The sequence below is a fragment of the Allobosea sp. genome, from assembly GCF_030694325.1.
Classification (GTDB): Bacteria; Pseudomonadota; Alphaproteobacteria; order Rhizobiales; family Beijerinckiaceae; genus Allobosea.
Genome location: NZ_JAUXYO010000178.1, coordinates 14,686 through 29,984, shown reverse-complemented (window position 1 = coordinate 29,984; position 15,299 = coordinate 14,686). Strand labels below are relative to the sequence as shown.

9 protein-coding genes are annotated in these 15,299 nt (G+C 65.3%); 3 read left to right on the top strand and 6 right to left on the bottom strand.

The window, feature by feature from the left end; all coding sequences use genetic code 11:
- Positions 1-459 precede the first annotated feature (459 nt).
- Positions 460-1,230 carry a GAF domain-containing protein gene (locus Q8M82_RS11125; protein WP_305691420.1) on the top strand — a complete coding sequence of 257 codons (771 nt, stop codon included), beginning with the start codon at positions 460-462 and terminating at the stop codon, positions 1,228-1,230.
- 473 nt (positions 1,231-1,703) lie between these two features.
- Positions 1,704-1,913, top strand: a complete 210-nt coding sequence (locus tag Q8M82_RS11120; RefSeq protein WP_371126320.1) for a GMC family oxidoreductase N-terminal domain-containing protein — start codon at positions 1,704-1,706, stop codon at positions 1,911-1,913.
- Positions 1,914-2,301: 388 nt separating this feature from the next.
- Here Q8M82_RS11120 and Q8M82_RS11115 read toward each other — a convergent pair whose 3' ends face one another.
- Positions 2,302-3,393: an NADH:flavin oxidoreductase gene (locus tag Q8M82_RS11115; protein WP_305691419.1), complete on the bottom strand. Its 1,092-nt coding sequence runs from the start codon at positions 3,391-3,393 to the stop codon at positions 2,302-2,304.
- A gap of 710 nt (positions 3,394-4,103) precedes the next feature.
- Here Q8M82_RS11115 and Q8M82_RS11110 point away from each other — a divergent pair.
- Complete coding sequence (locus Q8M82_RS11110) at positions 4,104-5,093, top strand: LLM class oxidoreductase (protein WP_305691418.1); 990 nt, start codon at positions 4,104-4,106, stop codon at positions 5,091-5,093.
- 461 nt (positions 5,094-5,554) lie between these two features.
- Here Q8M82_RS11110 and Q8M82_RS11105 read toward each other — a convergent pair whose 3' ends face one another.
- The 5 genes from Q8M82_RS11105 to Q8M82_RS11085 all read right to left on the bottom strand — a co-directional run bounded on the left by Q8M82_RS11105 (position 5,555) and on the right by Q8M82_RS11085 (position 15,239).
- Entirely contained in the window at positions 5,555-6,181 is a 627-nt protein-coding gene (locus Q8M82_RS11105; protein ID WP_305691417.1) for a hypothetical protein, read from the bottom strand.
- Positions 6,182-6,557: 376 nt separating this feature from the next.
- Positions 6,558-9,104 (bottom strand): excinuclease ABC subunit UvrA, encoded by a 2,547-nt coding sequence (locus tag Q8M82_RS11100; protein WP_305691416.1) that lies wholly within the window; start codon positions 9,102-9,104, stop codon positions 6,558-6,560.
- A gap of 355 nt (positions 9,105-9,459) precedes the next feature.
- A complete protein-coding gene (gene gyrB / locus Q8M82_RS11095; protein WP_305691415.1) occupies positions 9,460-11,898 on the bottom strand; it encodes a DNA topoisomerase (ATP-hydrolyzing) subunit B in 2,439 nt (812 codons plus the stop codon).
- Between the two features lie 120 nt (positions 11,899-12,018).
- Positions 12,019-13,857: a DNA helicase RecQ gene (gene recQ, locus Q8M82_RS11090; RefSeq protein WP_305691414.1), complete on the bottom strand. Its 1,839-nt coding sequence runs from the start codon at positions 13,855-13,857 to the stop codon at positions 12,019-12,021.
- A 56-nt stretch (positions 13,858-13,913) separates the two neighbouring features.
- Entirely contained in the window at positions 13,914-15,239 is a 1,326-nt protein-coding gene (locus Q8M82_RS11085; RefSeq protein ID WP_305691413.1) for a methyl-accepting chemotaxis protein, read from the bottom strand.
- Positions 15,240-15,299: the final 60 nt, after the last annotated feature.

Sequence of the window (15,299 nt, the reverse complement as noted above, 5' to 3'; positions counted from 1 at the left end):
CCTGCTCGAACAGAACGACGAATGGGCCGTCCAGCGAGCCCGCTACATCACGCTGGAAAGCATCGCGCCGATCAGCGATGATCCCATCGTCAGCCTGCCAGCCGTGGCCGCCTGACCAGCCCGGCCAAGCCGGCACCGAGGAGGCTCCGCGAAGCTACACCACCAGCAGGGACACGACCATTTCATCCTCGACACTCTTCGACGACGCGCCTGACCAAGCTCGGGGCGACCCCCTCTTTCGTTCACCCGAGTTTCGGCATCTGCCTACCCGAAAGCCGAACTTCCGAATGTCCGCAATGGGCCAACGCCGTCAGTCGCTCGCCCAGGCGATATGCGCCAAAACCTGACTCTGGGATGCCGCGCAAATCCAGACATTCGGAGGCATGGCTGGGGCGCGTTCCATAACGCATGCGAAGCGGCATCAACGGATCGTAAGCAGTTTCAGCCTAAACAAGCGATATGAAGCTCATTCTGCCACCAGCCGTTGCGACACCCGCCGCATTGCAAGAGCAGGCGCGGCTAAACGCACTCGCGTCCTATCAGGTTCTTGATACACCCACGGAGGAAACCTTCGATCGGCTGACGCGCCTGTCGAAGCGCATCTTCAACGTGTCTATGACGACCGTGACTTTCCTTGACGGCCACCGGCAGTGGTTCAAGTCACAACAGGGACTGTCGGTCTGCGAGACGGATCGTGAGGTGGCGTTCTGCGACATTGCGATCAGACAACCCGACGCATTGATCGTGCCGGACGCGACCGCCGATCCCCGGTTTGCGGACAATCCGCTCGTTACGGGGGATCCGAAAATTCGCTTCTACGCTGGCATGCAGTTGCGCTCCCCCGATGGTCACGCGATCGGGACCGTTTGCGTGATGGATACGAAGCCACGCAGCTTCAGCCGCGATGACGAAGCGATACTAGCCGAATTGAGTGGCCTGGCGATCGATCTGCTCGAGTTACGACGTCTGGCTCAATTGTCGAACCCCGTGCGTCGCTCTCGCGACCAGAACCGGGTGCTGAAGGCCGGGCGCCTCGTCTTCAACGGCGGGAAGTCGAGCTTAAGATGTACGGTCAATTCGCTGTCCCGCGACGGTGCTGTAGTGAACGTAACCTCGACAGCCGGCTTGCCGGAGCGTGTGGCGCTCCTGATCGACGCCGATGCCACCTCAAGACTCTGCGATGTTGCTGCAAGATCTGACCAGCATCTCGAACTGGCGTTCGAGAGCTGATCTCAGGGGTGTGGGACGGCTGGACGACATCGCCACCAAACTGCAATTGGCACGCGATAAGTTCGGCCTTTGGCACAGCCTCACTGCATGGGCTGACTGCACGACGCCAACCAGCTGCTTGCGCCACTTCCGGTCATTGGAGCATTGCCAGAAAGCGGACGTAGAACGTCAGCCGGTCGATCCGCTTCGATGATCTGACGATATCGATGGCGGCGCCGGTCGCCGGCCGCCGCCTGCTCGTTGCATCAGATATCGGGAAAGAGGTTCTTGACCGGGCTCACTCCCTCCAGGAGCGAGCGATGTGCAGGATGGCCGAGAACCCGGCCTGCAGCGTTCTTCTCACCTAAGCCAGCACGCACGACGAAGCAGAATCCGTCCTCAACACCGCCCTATGGCCTACCAATCTTGGTTCGGATCGCGACTGGGGATTCCAGGCCGAGCCCAATCCGCATCTCGACGGCCGAGCGCTTTCCATGTCGATGAGCAAGGGCCTTAGCGGCGGCTCCAGCGTGAACATCATGGTCTGGGCACGCGGCCACCGCTGCGACTGGGATCACTTTGCGGCAGAGACGGGCGACGCCGGCTGGAGTTTATCGCCGTATCGAGAACTGGCAGAGCCGGCCGGATCCGAAATACCGGGGCACGACCGGCCCGGTCTGGGTTCAGCCCGCGAAGGATCCTAGCCCCATCGCCAGCACACTGCTCGATGCAGCGGAGGGCCTCGGCATTCGCCGCTTTGTCACCCCCATGGTGAGTTGATGGAGGGCGAGGGAGGGTTGCCTACTCAGACATCCTGGTTCGCGAGGGCAAGCGGCACTCCCTCTATCGGGCCTATCTCCGGCCGGTTGCGCACCGCCCGAAGCTGACATCTGACCAAGGCCGTTGCACGGCGCGTCCTGTTCGACGGGCGCCGTGTCACCAGCGAGGAAATAGAACACGCCCGCACGGTCACCGCCATCAAAGCAGGAGCGGAGGTCGTGATCTCGACGGCGCGATCAATACGCCTAAACAGCTTCCTTGCAGCCTTCCGCATCGCAGCGACCCGTCAGTTACTGGTCATGAGTCCGGGCCCTAGTAGAGGGTTGCAAGAGCGTCCCGCGTGAAGTCCCGCAACTGCTCGCTGCGGCCCTCCCGAATCTTCGTGGGCCATTGCGGATCCGACAGGAGCGCCCGACCAACGGCAACGAGATCAAAGTCGCCGCGCTCGAACCGGCGCAGCAGTTCGTCCAACGAGCTCGGATGGGAGCTCTCGCCTTGAAAGGCGGCGATGAACTCACCCGAGAGCCCCACCGAGCCCACGGTAATCGTGGCCCTGCCGGTCAGTTTCTTGGCCCAGCCGGCGAAGTTCAGATCCGATCCCTCGAACTCTGGTTGCCAGAAGCGCCGCTGCGAACAGTGGAAGATATCGACGCCGGCATCCGCCAGTGGCGTGAGCCAGGCCTCCATCTCCTCCGGTGTCTTGGCAAGCTTCACGGCAAAATCCTGCTGCTTCCATTGCGACAGGCGCAGGATCACGGCGAATTCCTCGCCCACGGCGGCACGAACGGCCTTCACCACCTCAACGGCGAAGCGGCTGCGCTCGGGCAACGTCGCCCCTCCCCAGGCATCGTTACGCTTGTTCATGCCGGCCCAGAAGAACTGGTCGATCAGATAGCCATGGGCACCGTGGATCTCGACTGCGTCGAAGCCCAGCCGCTTTGCATCGCCCGCCGCACGGCCGTAGGCAGCGATCGTCCCAGCGATATCGCTATCGGACATTTCCACGCCGGTCTGCTCACCGGGCACGAGAAGGCCGGACGGGCCCTCGAACGGTGCTGGCGGCACCCAGCCGGAGGCATGGGGGTGCATGACGCCCATGTGCCAGATCTGAGGCGCCATGGCGCCACCGGCGGCGTGCACCTCGTCGATGACCCGCTTCCAGCCCTCGAGCGGTTGGTTGCCATAGAAGTGCGGCACATCCGAATCGTTCGATGAGGCCGGCCTGTCTATGACGGTACCTTCGGAAATAATCAGGCCGACCTCACCTGCACGTCGGCCGTAGTAGGCCGCCACCTCGGGTGTCGGTATTCCGGTCGGCGAAAATGACCGTGTCATCGGCGCCATGACGATCCGGTTCTTCAGCTTGAGAGATTTCAGGCTGAAGGAACGGAATAGGGATTTCATCTCAGAACTATCGTTGAGTTCAGTCTGGGCGAAGCCTCCAGGATCAGGTCCATGATCGGACGAGAGGCCTATGTCCTCGGTGCCACCGATACTGACCGGGGCGCTCGCTGGGAAAGTATCCGTGAGCGCGTGACCCAACCCGGCTTGACCGAATTCGCTTGCCCGAGTTCTCTCGATCGTTCTCCGACTGGCCATAGTGACTCTCCACGACCTGTTTACGAGCTATCTGAAGTCCAGCTTGGCAGGGTGAGGCCTCAGGGCGGTGCGCCAAGGAAATCCCACAGCGAGAATTTCGTCGCATCATAGCGCTAAAGCTGAATTCCCGCTCCTGATCGATGTCAGGCTATCTCAAGATCCGATCACGATTTCCGGGGAACCAGGGTCGTGTCCCCCTGCTGGTGGTGTCGCTGAAGCGGTCATCGGCGATCGCAGTTCAGGTTTGGGTTGCGGACTGCGACCCTCGACCGAGAGGCCCCGATAGCCGACGAGATGATCAGCCGGAGCGGATTGCTGGAGGAGAGCCGCGATACCCGGGAAACTGACTTCCATCAAGGACGACCGCTGGCGACTGGTGTATCGGCAGAAGAGTTAGTGCCGGTGGCCGTCATAGGTTCCATCAACCGGCAAGCGGATCGCAAATCTCCCCTGCCGACCGGCACGGCTCGTCGAAGCCACAGGTTGATTGAAATCTGTTCCTGGAGAGCAACGTCATGCTCAAGGTCAACAAGCAGGCAGTCGCCGTGGAAGCTGAAGGCTTTCGGCGAATGTTCTCCCCAGGCAAGCTAACGGTCGGCGTCTTCTTTCCTATTGAGGCCTACCAACGCGATGAGCCGACCATGCGTCGGCAGGAACGGCTGGCCCGGCGGGCGGAAGAACTAGGATTTGCTGCCCTCTGGGCACGGGACGTGCCGCTCAGGGACCCCAATTTCGGCGATCTCGGGCAAGTCTACGATCCATGGGTCTATCTCGGATGGATTGCTGCCCATACGGCCGCCATCGCGCTCGCTACAGGGTCTATCGTTCTGCCCCTTCGCCATCCGCTCCACACCGCCAAGGCAGCCGCCTCAATTGATAGGCTCTCCGGGGGCCGACTTGTCCTCGGGGTTGCGTCGGGCGACCGACCCATCGAGTTTCCGGCCTTCGGCGTCGATGCCGACAAGCGCGATGTTCTGTTTCGCGAAAACTTTGCAGTCATTCGCAGGGCTCTCGCCGAAGAGTTCCCCGTTGGGGAATCATCTTATGGGTCCATGTTCGGCACGGTCGATCTCGTACCGAAGCCGCTGGGGCGGTTGCCCATGCTCGTGACAGGGTCAAGCCGACAGTCGATCGAGTGGATCGCTGCAAATGCCGACGGCTGGATCAGTTATCCTCGCCCTCTTGAACGCCAAGCCGAGCTGATCGCGCGCTGGCGCGCGGCGGTCTCGGCTATCGCGCCAGCGAGTTTCAAGCCCTTCTCCCAGTCTCTCTATATTGACCTAACCCAGGAACCGGATCATCCACCACAGTCGATTCACCTCGGATTCCGAGCCGGGCGTGAATTCGTTCTCGCCTTTCTGGAGAGTCTACGAGAAATCGGCGTCAATCACGTCATCCTCAATCTAAAATACGGCGCTCGCGACGCAGGAGAGGTCATTGACGAGATCGGCCAGGAAATCCTGCCGCATCTGGCAGCTCACCAAACCGAATCTGCTGCAGCGTAACGCTTCCCGGAGCAATTCTTCGAACTGGAAAGCGGCACATCCTGAGCCGAACTTTCACAAACCTCGGACAGCACGGCTTCATCGCGCTCGATGGGCAGTCCGTGCTCCTCCTGACGCCCAAAGCACTCAACATCCTCGCCGGTCGTTGACGCTTGCATATCCCCGCCACCCGACCGGACCGCGCGCAGTCCATACGGCGGCAGTCAGCAAGAGGTCCAAGGGTTCGGCTGAAGCAGCCTCCAAACTGCCGGACACGTCCGCCGGCGGAGAGGCTGGCGATAGTCGCAAAGGCATTTGAGGCGGGCATGAACGTAAGCGCCGCGGCCAAGCGGCGGAAGCGCGCCAACAAAGGCGCTTGCGTTTTGGGGCGTACGTTTTGAATGCCGTTCGACACCTTTGAGGTTGCCATGGTCCAAGCGGGCCCTGCCGGTCTCTACACGGCAGCTCACGCCCGGCGTGATTCATACGAGATCATTGCGGCGTGCTTTATGGCGCTCCTCGATGAGGGGACGGCAAGTGTGCTCGATGGCCTTCACCGCTAGATCGAGCCGCTTCTTGAGAGTGTCGCCGTCCCCTTCGCCCCGGCCAATCGCCGCTTCCCATTGGTCGCGCCTTGCGTCCTCCGAGACCGTCTGCTGCTGGCCGTAGGTGCGGATGAGGTTGTGGGCCGAGTCGATAACCTCGCCGTGAATGGCCCGTATCTCCTCGAAGGGCCGGGCGGCCTCCTCCCCAAAATAGGCCATGAAGCGGTATCGGCTCGCCTGGAGCTCGGAAAACACCAGGCTCTCCTTGGTCAGGCGGTCGACGGGCGCGAAGATCTCGCCCCGTTCAAGCTCACCGTCGTCCGTCCCCGCTTCGGGGCGACCGTCCTCCCGACCAGCATTGTCATCCGAAGCAGGAAAGCGCGCCCATGTCAGGATGTCCCTGGCCCGGTAGAACCCCGCCAGCACCTCGGCGAGCTCGGTCTTGCGCCGGCCCACCGTTTCGGTCCGCCAGGCATTGAGCCCGCGAACGCCCGCCAAGCCGGCGATGACGGCTGCAAGGCCTGTCATGAGATTGGCAAGCGCTGAGATCCAGTCAGGCGACACGATCGCCTCCGACGTCTGGGACTAGGAAATGGTTCCGAGGCCGTTTCGGCGCACGACCTCCAGTGGCCCTCAAGCTGATGGGTGCGGCATCATCCTCGCGGCCTGCCTGGTCCAGCACGAGACGCCCCGAGGTCAGTGGGAAGACAAAAAGCTGATCACGCTGCATCCAGGCAAAGTGTGCTCGCCAGTGTGACACCTTCATCAGCGCGGCCTCAAGAACGACCGGTCCAGCTCTGCCTCGAAGGTGGAGCGCGGCATCCAAGCGTGGCGTCATCGACCATGGGCTTATCGCAGGCAAGACTGTGCCTGTAATCAAAACAGTCGCGCGGATAATCGCCTCGGCGGCTGAGGCTGTAAGCCGCTTCGGTGCTGACGCTCAGTTGGCCGTGGCGACCACGCCTGCGCCGAGAGCACGATCGAGATAAGGTGCTGTGAGGCTCGTCTGGCAGGCAGAAACCATCGCCGGCGGGCCGCTCGCGACGATCCGCCCGCCCTCGTCGCCCGCGCCGGGGCCGATGTCGATCACCCAGTCGCTCGCCGCCGCCACCTTCATGTCGTGATCGACCAGGATCACGCTGTTGCCTGCATCGACCAGGGCGTGGAGCTGGCCGAGCAGGCGCTCGACATCGGTCGGGTGAAGGCCGGTCGTCGGCTCGTCGAGCACATAGAGCGCACCGCCGCGCTGGGAGCGCTGCAACTCGGTGGCGAGTTTCACCCGTTGCGCCTCGCCGCCCGAGAATTCGGTCGCGGGCTGTCCAAGGCGAAGATAGTTGAGCCCGACTTCGCGGAGCACAATGAGCGAGCGGCAGACATGGGGCGCGTCGTCGAAGAACGCCCAGGCACCCTCGACGGTCAGCGCGAGCACCTCGGCTATCGTCTTGCCGCGATAGCGGATCTCGAGCGTCTCGGGGTTGTAGCGGGTGCCGTGACAGGTCGGACAGGGGGCGTAGACGCTCGGCAGGAAGAGCAATTCGACCATCACGAAACCTTCCCCCTCGCAGCGCGGGCAGCGGCCCTGGGCGACGTTGAAGGAGAAGCGGCCGGCGTCGTAGCGGCGGGTCCTGGCTTCGGGCGTTGCCGCGAACAGCGCCCGGACATGATCGAACAGGCCGGTATAGGTCGCGAGATTCGACCGCGGGGTGCGCCCGATCGGTTTCTGATCGACCTCGATCAGCCGCCTGATCCCTTCGAGACCGCCGAGGATCCGACCCTCCGTCGCGGCGACGGGGCGGTCCTCGAGCGCGGCTTCTGCATCCGTCTCCTCGTCGGGAGCGACCGGGGCGCCAAGCGCAGCCGCGACCAGATCGACCAGTGCCTGGCTGACCAGGCTCGATTTCCCCGAGCCGGAGATTCCGGTGACCGTGGTCATCACGCCGAGCGGGATCGCGCAATCAACCTGCTTCAGATTGTTGCGCGAGACCCCCTCCAGCCGCAGCCAGCCGGAGGGCTCGCGCCCGCGGCTCCGCACCCCACCGCTTTCGTCGAACAGATGCCGCCTCGTCTCCGACGCCGAGACCGCGCGCAGCCCCTCGATCGGGCCGCTGTAGAGGATCTCGCCGCCCTGCTCGCCGGCGGCGGGGCCGACATCGACGATCCAGTCGGCGCGGCGGACGACGTCCATCTCATGCTCGACCACGAACAGCGAATTGCCGACCGCCTTCAGGCCATCGAGCGCCCGGAGCAGCGCCTCGGTATCGGCGGGATGGAGCCCGGCAGAGGGCTCGTCCAGTACATAGACGACGCCGAACAGGTTGGAGACGACCTGTGTGGCGAGCCGCAGCCGCTGCAACTCGCCCGGCGACAGCGTCGGCGTGCCGCGTTCCAGCGTCAGATAGCCGAGACCGAGGTCGAGCAGCACCGACAGCCGGCGGTAGAGATCGCCGGCGATGCGCTGGACGACCAGGGCCTTCTCGGGATGGGTCTCGCGCAGCGTCGCGAGCGTGCTGGCCTTCGCCTCGGCATAGGGCGCGAAGATTTGCGACAGACGGGCCATCGGCAGATCGCTCATCTCGGCGAAATCGTGCCCCTCGAAACGGACCGACAGGGCCTCCCGGCGCAGCCGCTTGCCATGGCAGAGCGGGCACGACCGGGCGATCATGAAGCGCGCGGCGCGCTTCTTCATCATGGCGCTCTGGGTCGTCGCATAGCTGTGGGTGACATGGCGCTTGGCGCTGGAGAAGGTGCCCATATAGGCGGGCTCGATCTTCTGCCGGATCGCACGCTGGATCCGGTCATAGTCCCAGCCGGGATAGACCGGAACCTGCGGCTGTTCCTCGGTGAACAGGATCCAGTTGCGGACCTTCTTCGGCAGGTCGCGCCACGGCGTATCGACGTCGATGCCGAGGCTGATCAGGATGTCGCGCAGATTCTGGCCGCCCCACGCCGTCGGCCAGGCGGCGACGGCGCGCTCGCGGATCGTCTTGGACGGATCGGGCACCATCGAGGCCTCGGTGACCTCGTGGATCCGGCCGAGGCCGTGGCAGCGCGGACAGGCGCCCTCGGGCGTGTTGGGCGAGAAGGCTTCGGCGTCGAGATGGGCCTGGCCCGGCGGATAGTCGCCGGCACGCGAGTAGAGCATGCGCAGCAGGTTCGCGAGGGTGGTCACGCTGCCGACCGACGAGCGGGTGGTCGGCGATCCGCGCTGCTGCTGCAGCGCTACCGCCGGCGGCAGCCCCTCGATCGCGTCGACCTCGGGCACCTCCATCTGGTGGAACAGGCGGCGCGCATAGGGCGAGACCGATTCCAGATAGCGGCGCTGCGCCTCGGCATAGAGGGTGGAGAAGGCGAGCGACGACTTGCCAGATCCCGACACGCCGGTGAAGACGACCAGGGCGTCGCGCGGAATGTCGACATCGACGTTCTTGAGATTGTGCTCGCGCGCGCCGCGAACGCGGACGAAGCCGGACGCCTTGGTGTCTGGCATGCGAACCTCCTCGATCCCGGACACTCACGAATATGGTAGCGAATGGTTTGATTGACGACGGCGAGCGTGAACTCCGCGAGCAACTGGTTGCCAAACAGTTCTGCAGGGAGGGAGCAGCCGCTAGAGCATGCTGATTTCACTCGGAAACAGACCGTCAGTCCGGACAAGCGGCGCAGCCGCGCCGATCCGGAATCCATCGTAAGGCTCTGGAGCCCTCCGATGGATCCCGGGGCAAGCCCGGGATGACGGCGGTGGTTCCGAGAAAACTCAGCACGCTCTAGATTGGCGAACTGCGCAGCCACATCTCGTCCGGAGAGCCAATCCTCACTCCTGAGAATATCGAGAGGAGACGGCGTCAGGTGTCGACGGTGGCTGTCAGCGCATTGGCCTGGATGAACTCGCGGCGCGGCTCGACGACATCGCCCATCAGCTTGACGAAGAGATCGTCGGCCTCGTCGTTCTGGTCGTTCTTGACGCGCAGCAGCGAGCGCACATCGCGATCCAGCGTCGTCTCCCAGAGCTGTTCCGGGTTCATCTCGCCCAGACCCTTGTAGCGCTGCAGCGAAACGCCCTTCTTGCCGATGGCGGTCACCGCCTCGAACAGGTCGGTCGGGCCGTTGACGACATGATCGTCGCCCTTGCGGCTGAGCAGGCCCGGCCGCGAATAGGCCTCCTGCAGCGAAACCGACGCCGCATCGAGCCTGCGCGCCTCGGCGCTAGCGAGCAGGCCGGCATCGACGGTCGCGACCTGCTTGACGCCCCGCACCATGCGCGAGAACTGAAAGCCACCCTCGGCGACCTTGCCTTCCCAGCCCCGCTCGAGTTCGTCGGAGATCGCGTCGAGGCGGGCCGCGACCTTGGCCGCAGCGGCCTGGGCCTGGTCCAGGTTGTCCTCCGAAACCGGCCGCAGCGCGCCGGCGATCGCCATCTGCTCGACCACCCGCCGATCATAGCGCGAATGCAGCTGTCCCAGCGTGTGCCGGATTCCCCGGGCTTCCTCGATCAGACCGCGCAGATCAGATCCGCCACGCTCGACGACGCTCCCGCCATTGGCCATGCCAGTCTTGAAGACCGCGCCGTCGAGCGCCGTCTCGACGAGATAGTCCTCCAGCGCGCGCTCGTCCTTGAGATAGACATGGCTCTTGCCGCGCGCCGCCTTGTAGAGCGGCGGCTGGGCGATGAAGAGATGGCCGCGCTCGATCACCTCCGGCATCTGCCGGTAGAAGAAGGTCAACAGCAGGGTGCGGATGTGGGAGCCGTCCACATCCGCGTCGGTCATGATGATGATCTTGTGGTAGCGCAGCTTCTCGATGTTGAACTCCTCGCGGCCGATGCCGGCGCCGAGCGCCGTGATCAGCGTGCCAACCTGGTCGGAGGAGAGCATCTTGTCGAAGCGCGCCCGCTCGACGTTGAGGATCTTGCCGCGCAGGGGCAGCACCGCCTGATACTCGCGAGCGCGACCCTGCTTGGCGGAACCACCGGCCGAGTCGCCCTCGACGATGAAGAGTTCGGACTTGGCCGGATCGCGCTCCTGGCAATCCGCGAGTTTGCCGGGCAGCGAGGCGATGTCGAGCGCGCCCTTGCGGCGGGTCAGGTCGCGCGCCTTGCGGGCCGCCTCGCGGGCGGCAGCCGCCTCGGCGACCTTGCCGACGATGATCTTGGCCTCGTTCGGATGTTCCTCGAGCCAGGTCGCGAGCGCCTGATTGACAACGTTTTCGACGACCGGGCGCACCTCGGAGGAGACCAGCTTGTCCTTGGTCTGGGAGGAGAATTTCGGGTCCGGCACCTTGACCGAGACGATCGCGGTTAGGCCCTCGCGGCAGTCGTCGCCGGTGAGCGAGACCTTCTCCTTCTTGGAGATGCCGGAGCTTTCGGCATAGCCGGTGACCTGGCGCGTCAGCGCGGCGCGGAAGCCGGCGAGATGGGTGCCGCCATCGCGCTGCGGGATGTTGTTGGTGAAGCAGAGCACGTTCTCGTGGTAGCTGTCGTTCCACCAGAGCGCGACGTCGACGGTAATGCCGTCCTTCTCCGCCGACAGCATGATCGGGGCTGAGACGACCGGTGTCTTGGCGCGGTCGAGATAGCGCACGAAGGCCTCGACCCCGCCTTCATACATCAGCTCCTCGCGCACGATCTCGGCGCGGCGCGCATCGGTCAGCACGATCCGGACGCCGGAGTTGAGGAAGGCGAGTTCGCGCAGGCGGTGTTCGAGCGTCTTGTAGTCGAACTCGATCATCGTGAAGGTTTCTTGGGACGGGGTGAAGGTCACCTCCGTGCCGCGCTTGTCCCCCGCCGGGCCGACCACCGCGAGCGGCGCGACCGCATCGCCATGGCGGAACGCGATAACCGGCTCGTTGCCGCCGCGCCAGATCCGCAGCTTCAGCGAGACGGAGAGCGCGTTCACCACCGAGACGCCGACGCCGTGCAGGCCGCCCGAGACCTTGTAGGAGTTCTGGTCGAACTTACCTCCGGCATGGAGCTGGGTCATGATGACCTCGGCCGCCGAGATGCCTTCCTCGGCGTGAATATTGGTGGGGATACCGCGGCCGTTGTCGGTCACGGTGACCGATCCGTCGGCGTTGAGCGTCACCGTGACCAGATCGGCATGACCGGCAAGCGCCTCGTCGATCGCGTTGTCGACGACCTCATAGACCATGTGATGCAGGCCCGAACCGTCATCGGTATCGCCGATATACATGCCCGGGCGCTTGCGCACCGCATCCAAGCCTTTGAGAACCTTGATGGAATCGGCGCCGTAGGCGGCGTCTTCAAGGTCGCGGGCAGCGTCGCTCATGTCTTCGTCCTTCAGCGGGCGCGCGGCGCCCGCAGTGATCTTGATTCGTTGGCGCGACTATAGCGCCCGAGTGCGGCTTTTTCACGCGTGTGCGCGCGTACACGCGAGGGGCGACCCGGATCAAGCCGGGAACCCGGCGATCGCTTCCAGGAAGGCCTCGCCATATTGGGTCAGCTTGCGCTCGCCCACGCCCTCGATCGCGCGCATCTCCTCCAGCCTTGCCGGGCGGGCCCGCGCCATCGCGATCAGGGTGCGGTCGGTGAAGATGATGTAGGCCGCCACGCCCTCTTCCCTCGCCAGGGACAGGCGCAGCTGTCGCAGATGCTCGAACAGACCGGCGGTGCCCTCGTCGAGCCCGTCGGCACGGGTCGGCTCGCGCCCGGCGCGCCGGCTGAGACGCTCGGCCAACGGATCGGCTCGCAATGCGATGGTCTCGCGCCCGAACAGGATGTCCTCGCCCTTGCCGGTCAGACAGAAGCCGCCATGCTCGACGCTGGCTTCGGCGAGCGCGCCGGCGGCGAAGAGCTTGCGGGTCAGCGCCGTCCAGGCGCTCTTGGGCTTGTCCTGGCCGACGCCGAAGGTCTTCAGCCCGTCATGGTTCTGGCGGCGGATGGCATCGGTCGCGGTGCCGGTCAGGATGTCGGCGAGGTGGGCGGCACCGAAGCGCTGGCCGGAGCGCGCCACCGCCGAAAGCAGCTTGCGCGCGTCGAGCGTGGCATCGGCCAGTTCCGGCGCATCCGCCCCACAGAGATCGCAGCGGATCGGCGCGTGGCCATGTCTGCAGCTTTGCGTCTCCTCGCCAAAATAGGAAAGCAGCGCGCTGCGGCGGCAGAGCGCGGATTCGCACAGCTCGATCATGGCGTTGAGGCGCTTGTGCTCGATGCGGCGGCGCTCCTCGTCGATCGGCTTCTCGTCGATCTGGCGGCGGCGCAGCGCCATGTCGTCGACGCCGTAGAGCGTGAGCGTATCGGCGTTGAGCCCGTCGCGGCCGGCGCGGCCGATCTCCTGGTAATAGCTCTCGATCGAGCCGGGCATGTCGGCATGGACGACGAAGCGGACATCGGGCTTGTTGATGCCCATGCCGAAGGCGATGGTCGCGCAGACGACGACGCCGTCCTCCTGCAGGAAGACGTCCTGGTTGCGGTTGCGCTGCTCCTGCTCCATGCCGGCGTGGTAGGCGAGCGCATGCCAGCCCTTCTCGCGCAGGCCCTCGGCGAGCCTCTCGGTGCGGCTGCGCGAGGAGCAGTAGACGATGCCCGAGCCGCCGCGATGGCTGCGCAGGAAGGCGTCGATCTGGCGGCGCGGCTGGTCCTTGGGCGCGAAGGCGAGCTTGAGGTTCGGCCGGTCGAAGGAATGCACCACCAGATGCGGCGGCCGCGGGAAAAGCTGCTGGGCGATGTCCTCGCGCGTCTGGCGGTCGGCGGTCGCGGTCAGGGCCGTCACCGGCACGCCGCCCAACGCCTCGCGCGTCTTGGCGAGCAGGCGGTATTCGGGGCGGAAGTCGTGGCCCCATTGCGAGACGCAATGGGCTTCGTCGATGGCCAGCCGCGTGACCCCGAGGCGGCGCAGGCGGCCGACGAGGCCCTCGCCGGCCAGGCGTTCCGGCGAGACGAAGAGCAGGCGCAGATCGCCGGCGTTGAGACGGTCCCAGGCCTCGGCGGCCTCGCTCTCGCTGTTCATCGAGTTCAGCGAGGCGGCCGCGACGCCCGCCCGCGTCAACTGCCCGACCTGGTCGCGCATCAGCGCGATCAGGGGCGAGACGACCAGCGTCAGCCCGCCGGCCACGAGCGCGGGGAGTTGGTAGCACATCGACTTGCCGGAGCCCGTCGGCATCACCGCGAAGACGTCGCGGCCGGCGAGCGCGGCCTCGATCACCTCCCATTGCCCGGGGCGGAAATCGTCGTAGCCGAAGACGGATTTGAGGATTGCGCGGGCGTCTGATTCGAAGGGCTGCGGCATGGAGTGGGTTTGCCCGAGGCGCGCCCCGATGGCCAGTCCCGACGACCAGCGATCGCTCAGCCAGCGCTCCGCATGACCGGCCCGTTGCGCTCGGCACGGACCTGGGCGATCTCGCCGAGGAAGCCGGCGATCGCGCGCTCCAGTTCCTGGGCGCGGCCCAGCGCGGCCTTTACCCTCTCATCGGTCTGCGTCGCCAGCGTGGCGGCCTCTCCGGCCAGCCCCTCGACGAGCGCCGCATGGCGGGCGATCGCATCGACGCCGACCGACGAGGTCTCGGCCTGTGCCGCGACCCGTTCGATGCGACCGTGCTGATCGGCCGTCGATGCCGCGACGAGGCGGGCGCTCGCCTGCATGACCATGACGGTCTGCGCCAGTTCGCCGACGGCCTCGTCGATCGCCTGGCTCGCCGTGACGACCTCCTCGATGCCCTGCCGGATGGTCTCGGTCGCCTGATTGGTCGCGGTCGCGAGCGACTTGACCTCGGCGGCGACCACGGCGAAGCCGCGGCCCGCTTCTCCGGCCCGGGCGGCCTCGATCGTCGCGTTGAGGGCGAGCAGATTGGTCTGCGCCGCCAGGCTGCGGATCAGCTCGACGACATGGCCGATGCGGCTGTTGGCCTGGCGCAGCATGGCGACGTTGCCGGCGATCCCCTCGCAGCCGGCCTCGGCCTTGTCGGCGGCCCGGCTCGATTGGGCGGTCTCGACCGAGATGTCGGCGCAGGAGGCACCGAAGGCGCGGGTGGCGGCGACGATCTCCATCACCGATGCGGCCACCTGCTCGGGGCGGCGCTGGGTTTCCGCCACAGCCTGCAGCGTCTGCCCGGCCTTGGCCGACATCTGTGTGGAAAAGCCAGAGACATCGCCCAGGCTGAGCTCGATGGCGGAAATCCGCTCGGCGATGCCGTTGCGAAAGGCCTGCTCGACCTGCCGGAGCCGATCCGCCATGCGAGCCTCGATCGCTCCGTCGAACTGCGCGATCGAATAGCTCATATCGGTCAGCATCAGCTTCGCGAAGACCTGCAGGGCCGTGTCGACCTTGCCCCAGCGCCGCTTCCACTTCGCGACGATGACGGGCAGGAAATGCGAGAAGTCGGCCAGGAAGAACAGCGGGTAATCCGACAGCTCGATGCCGTTGCGGTTGGCCCGGGCCACGATGCGATGCTTGGCGGCGATGTACGCCTCGCCGAAGTCGAGCCCGAAGAGCAGGCGGTACTTGGTCAGCTCGTCCTGCTGGAGTTCGGGATCCCGTTCGCGCTTGTCGAGCCCTGCCTGGATGCCCTGGAGCCGGTCGATCGACGCGCCGAAATGCGGGGAGAGCACGGCCAGCAAGCGGCTCGCGATCTCCTTCTCCGGCGCCGAGAACATCGTTCGGGAAGGCTGCATGGCCCTCCGTTCTGTCATGAATTGGTTAACCGACGATCAACCATGACGCAGCGTCCGCCG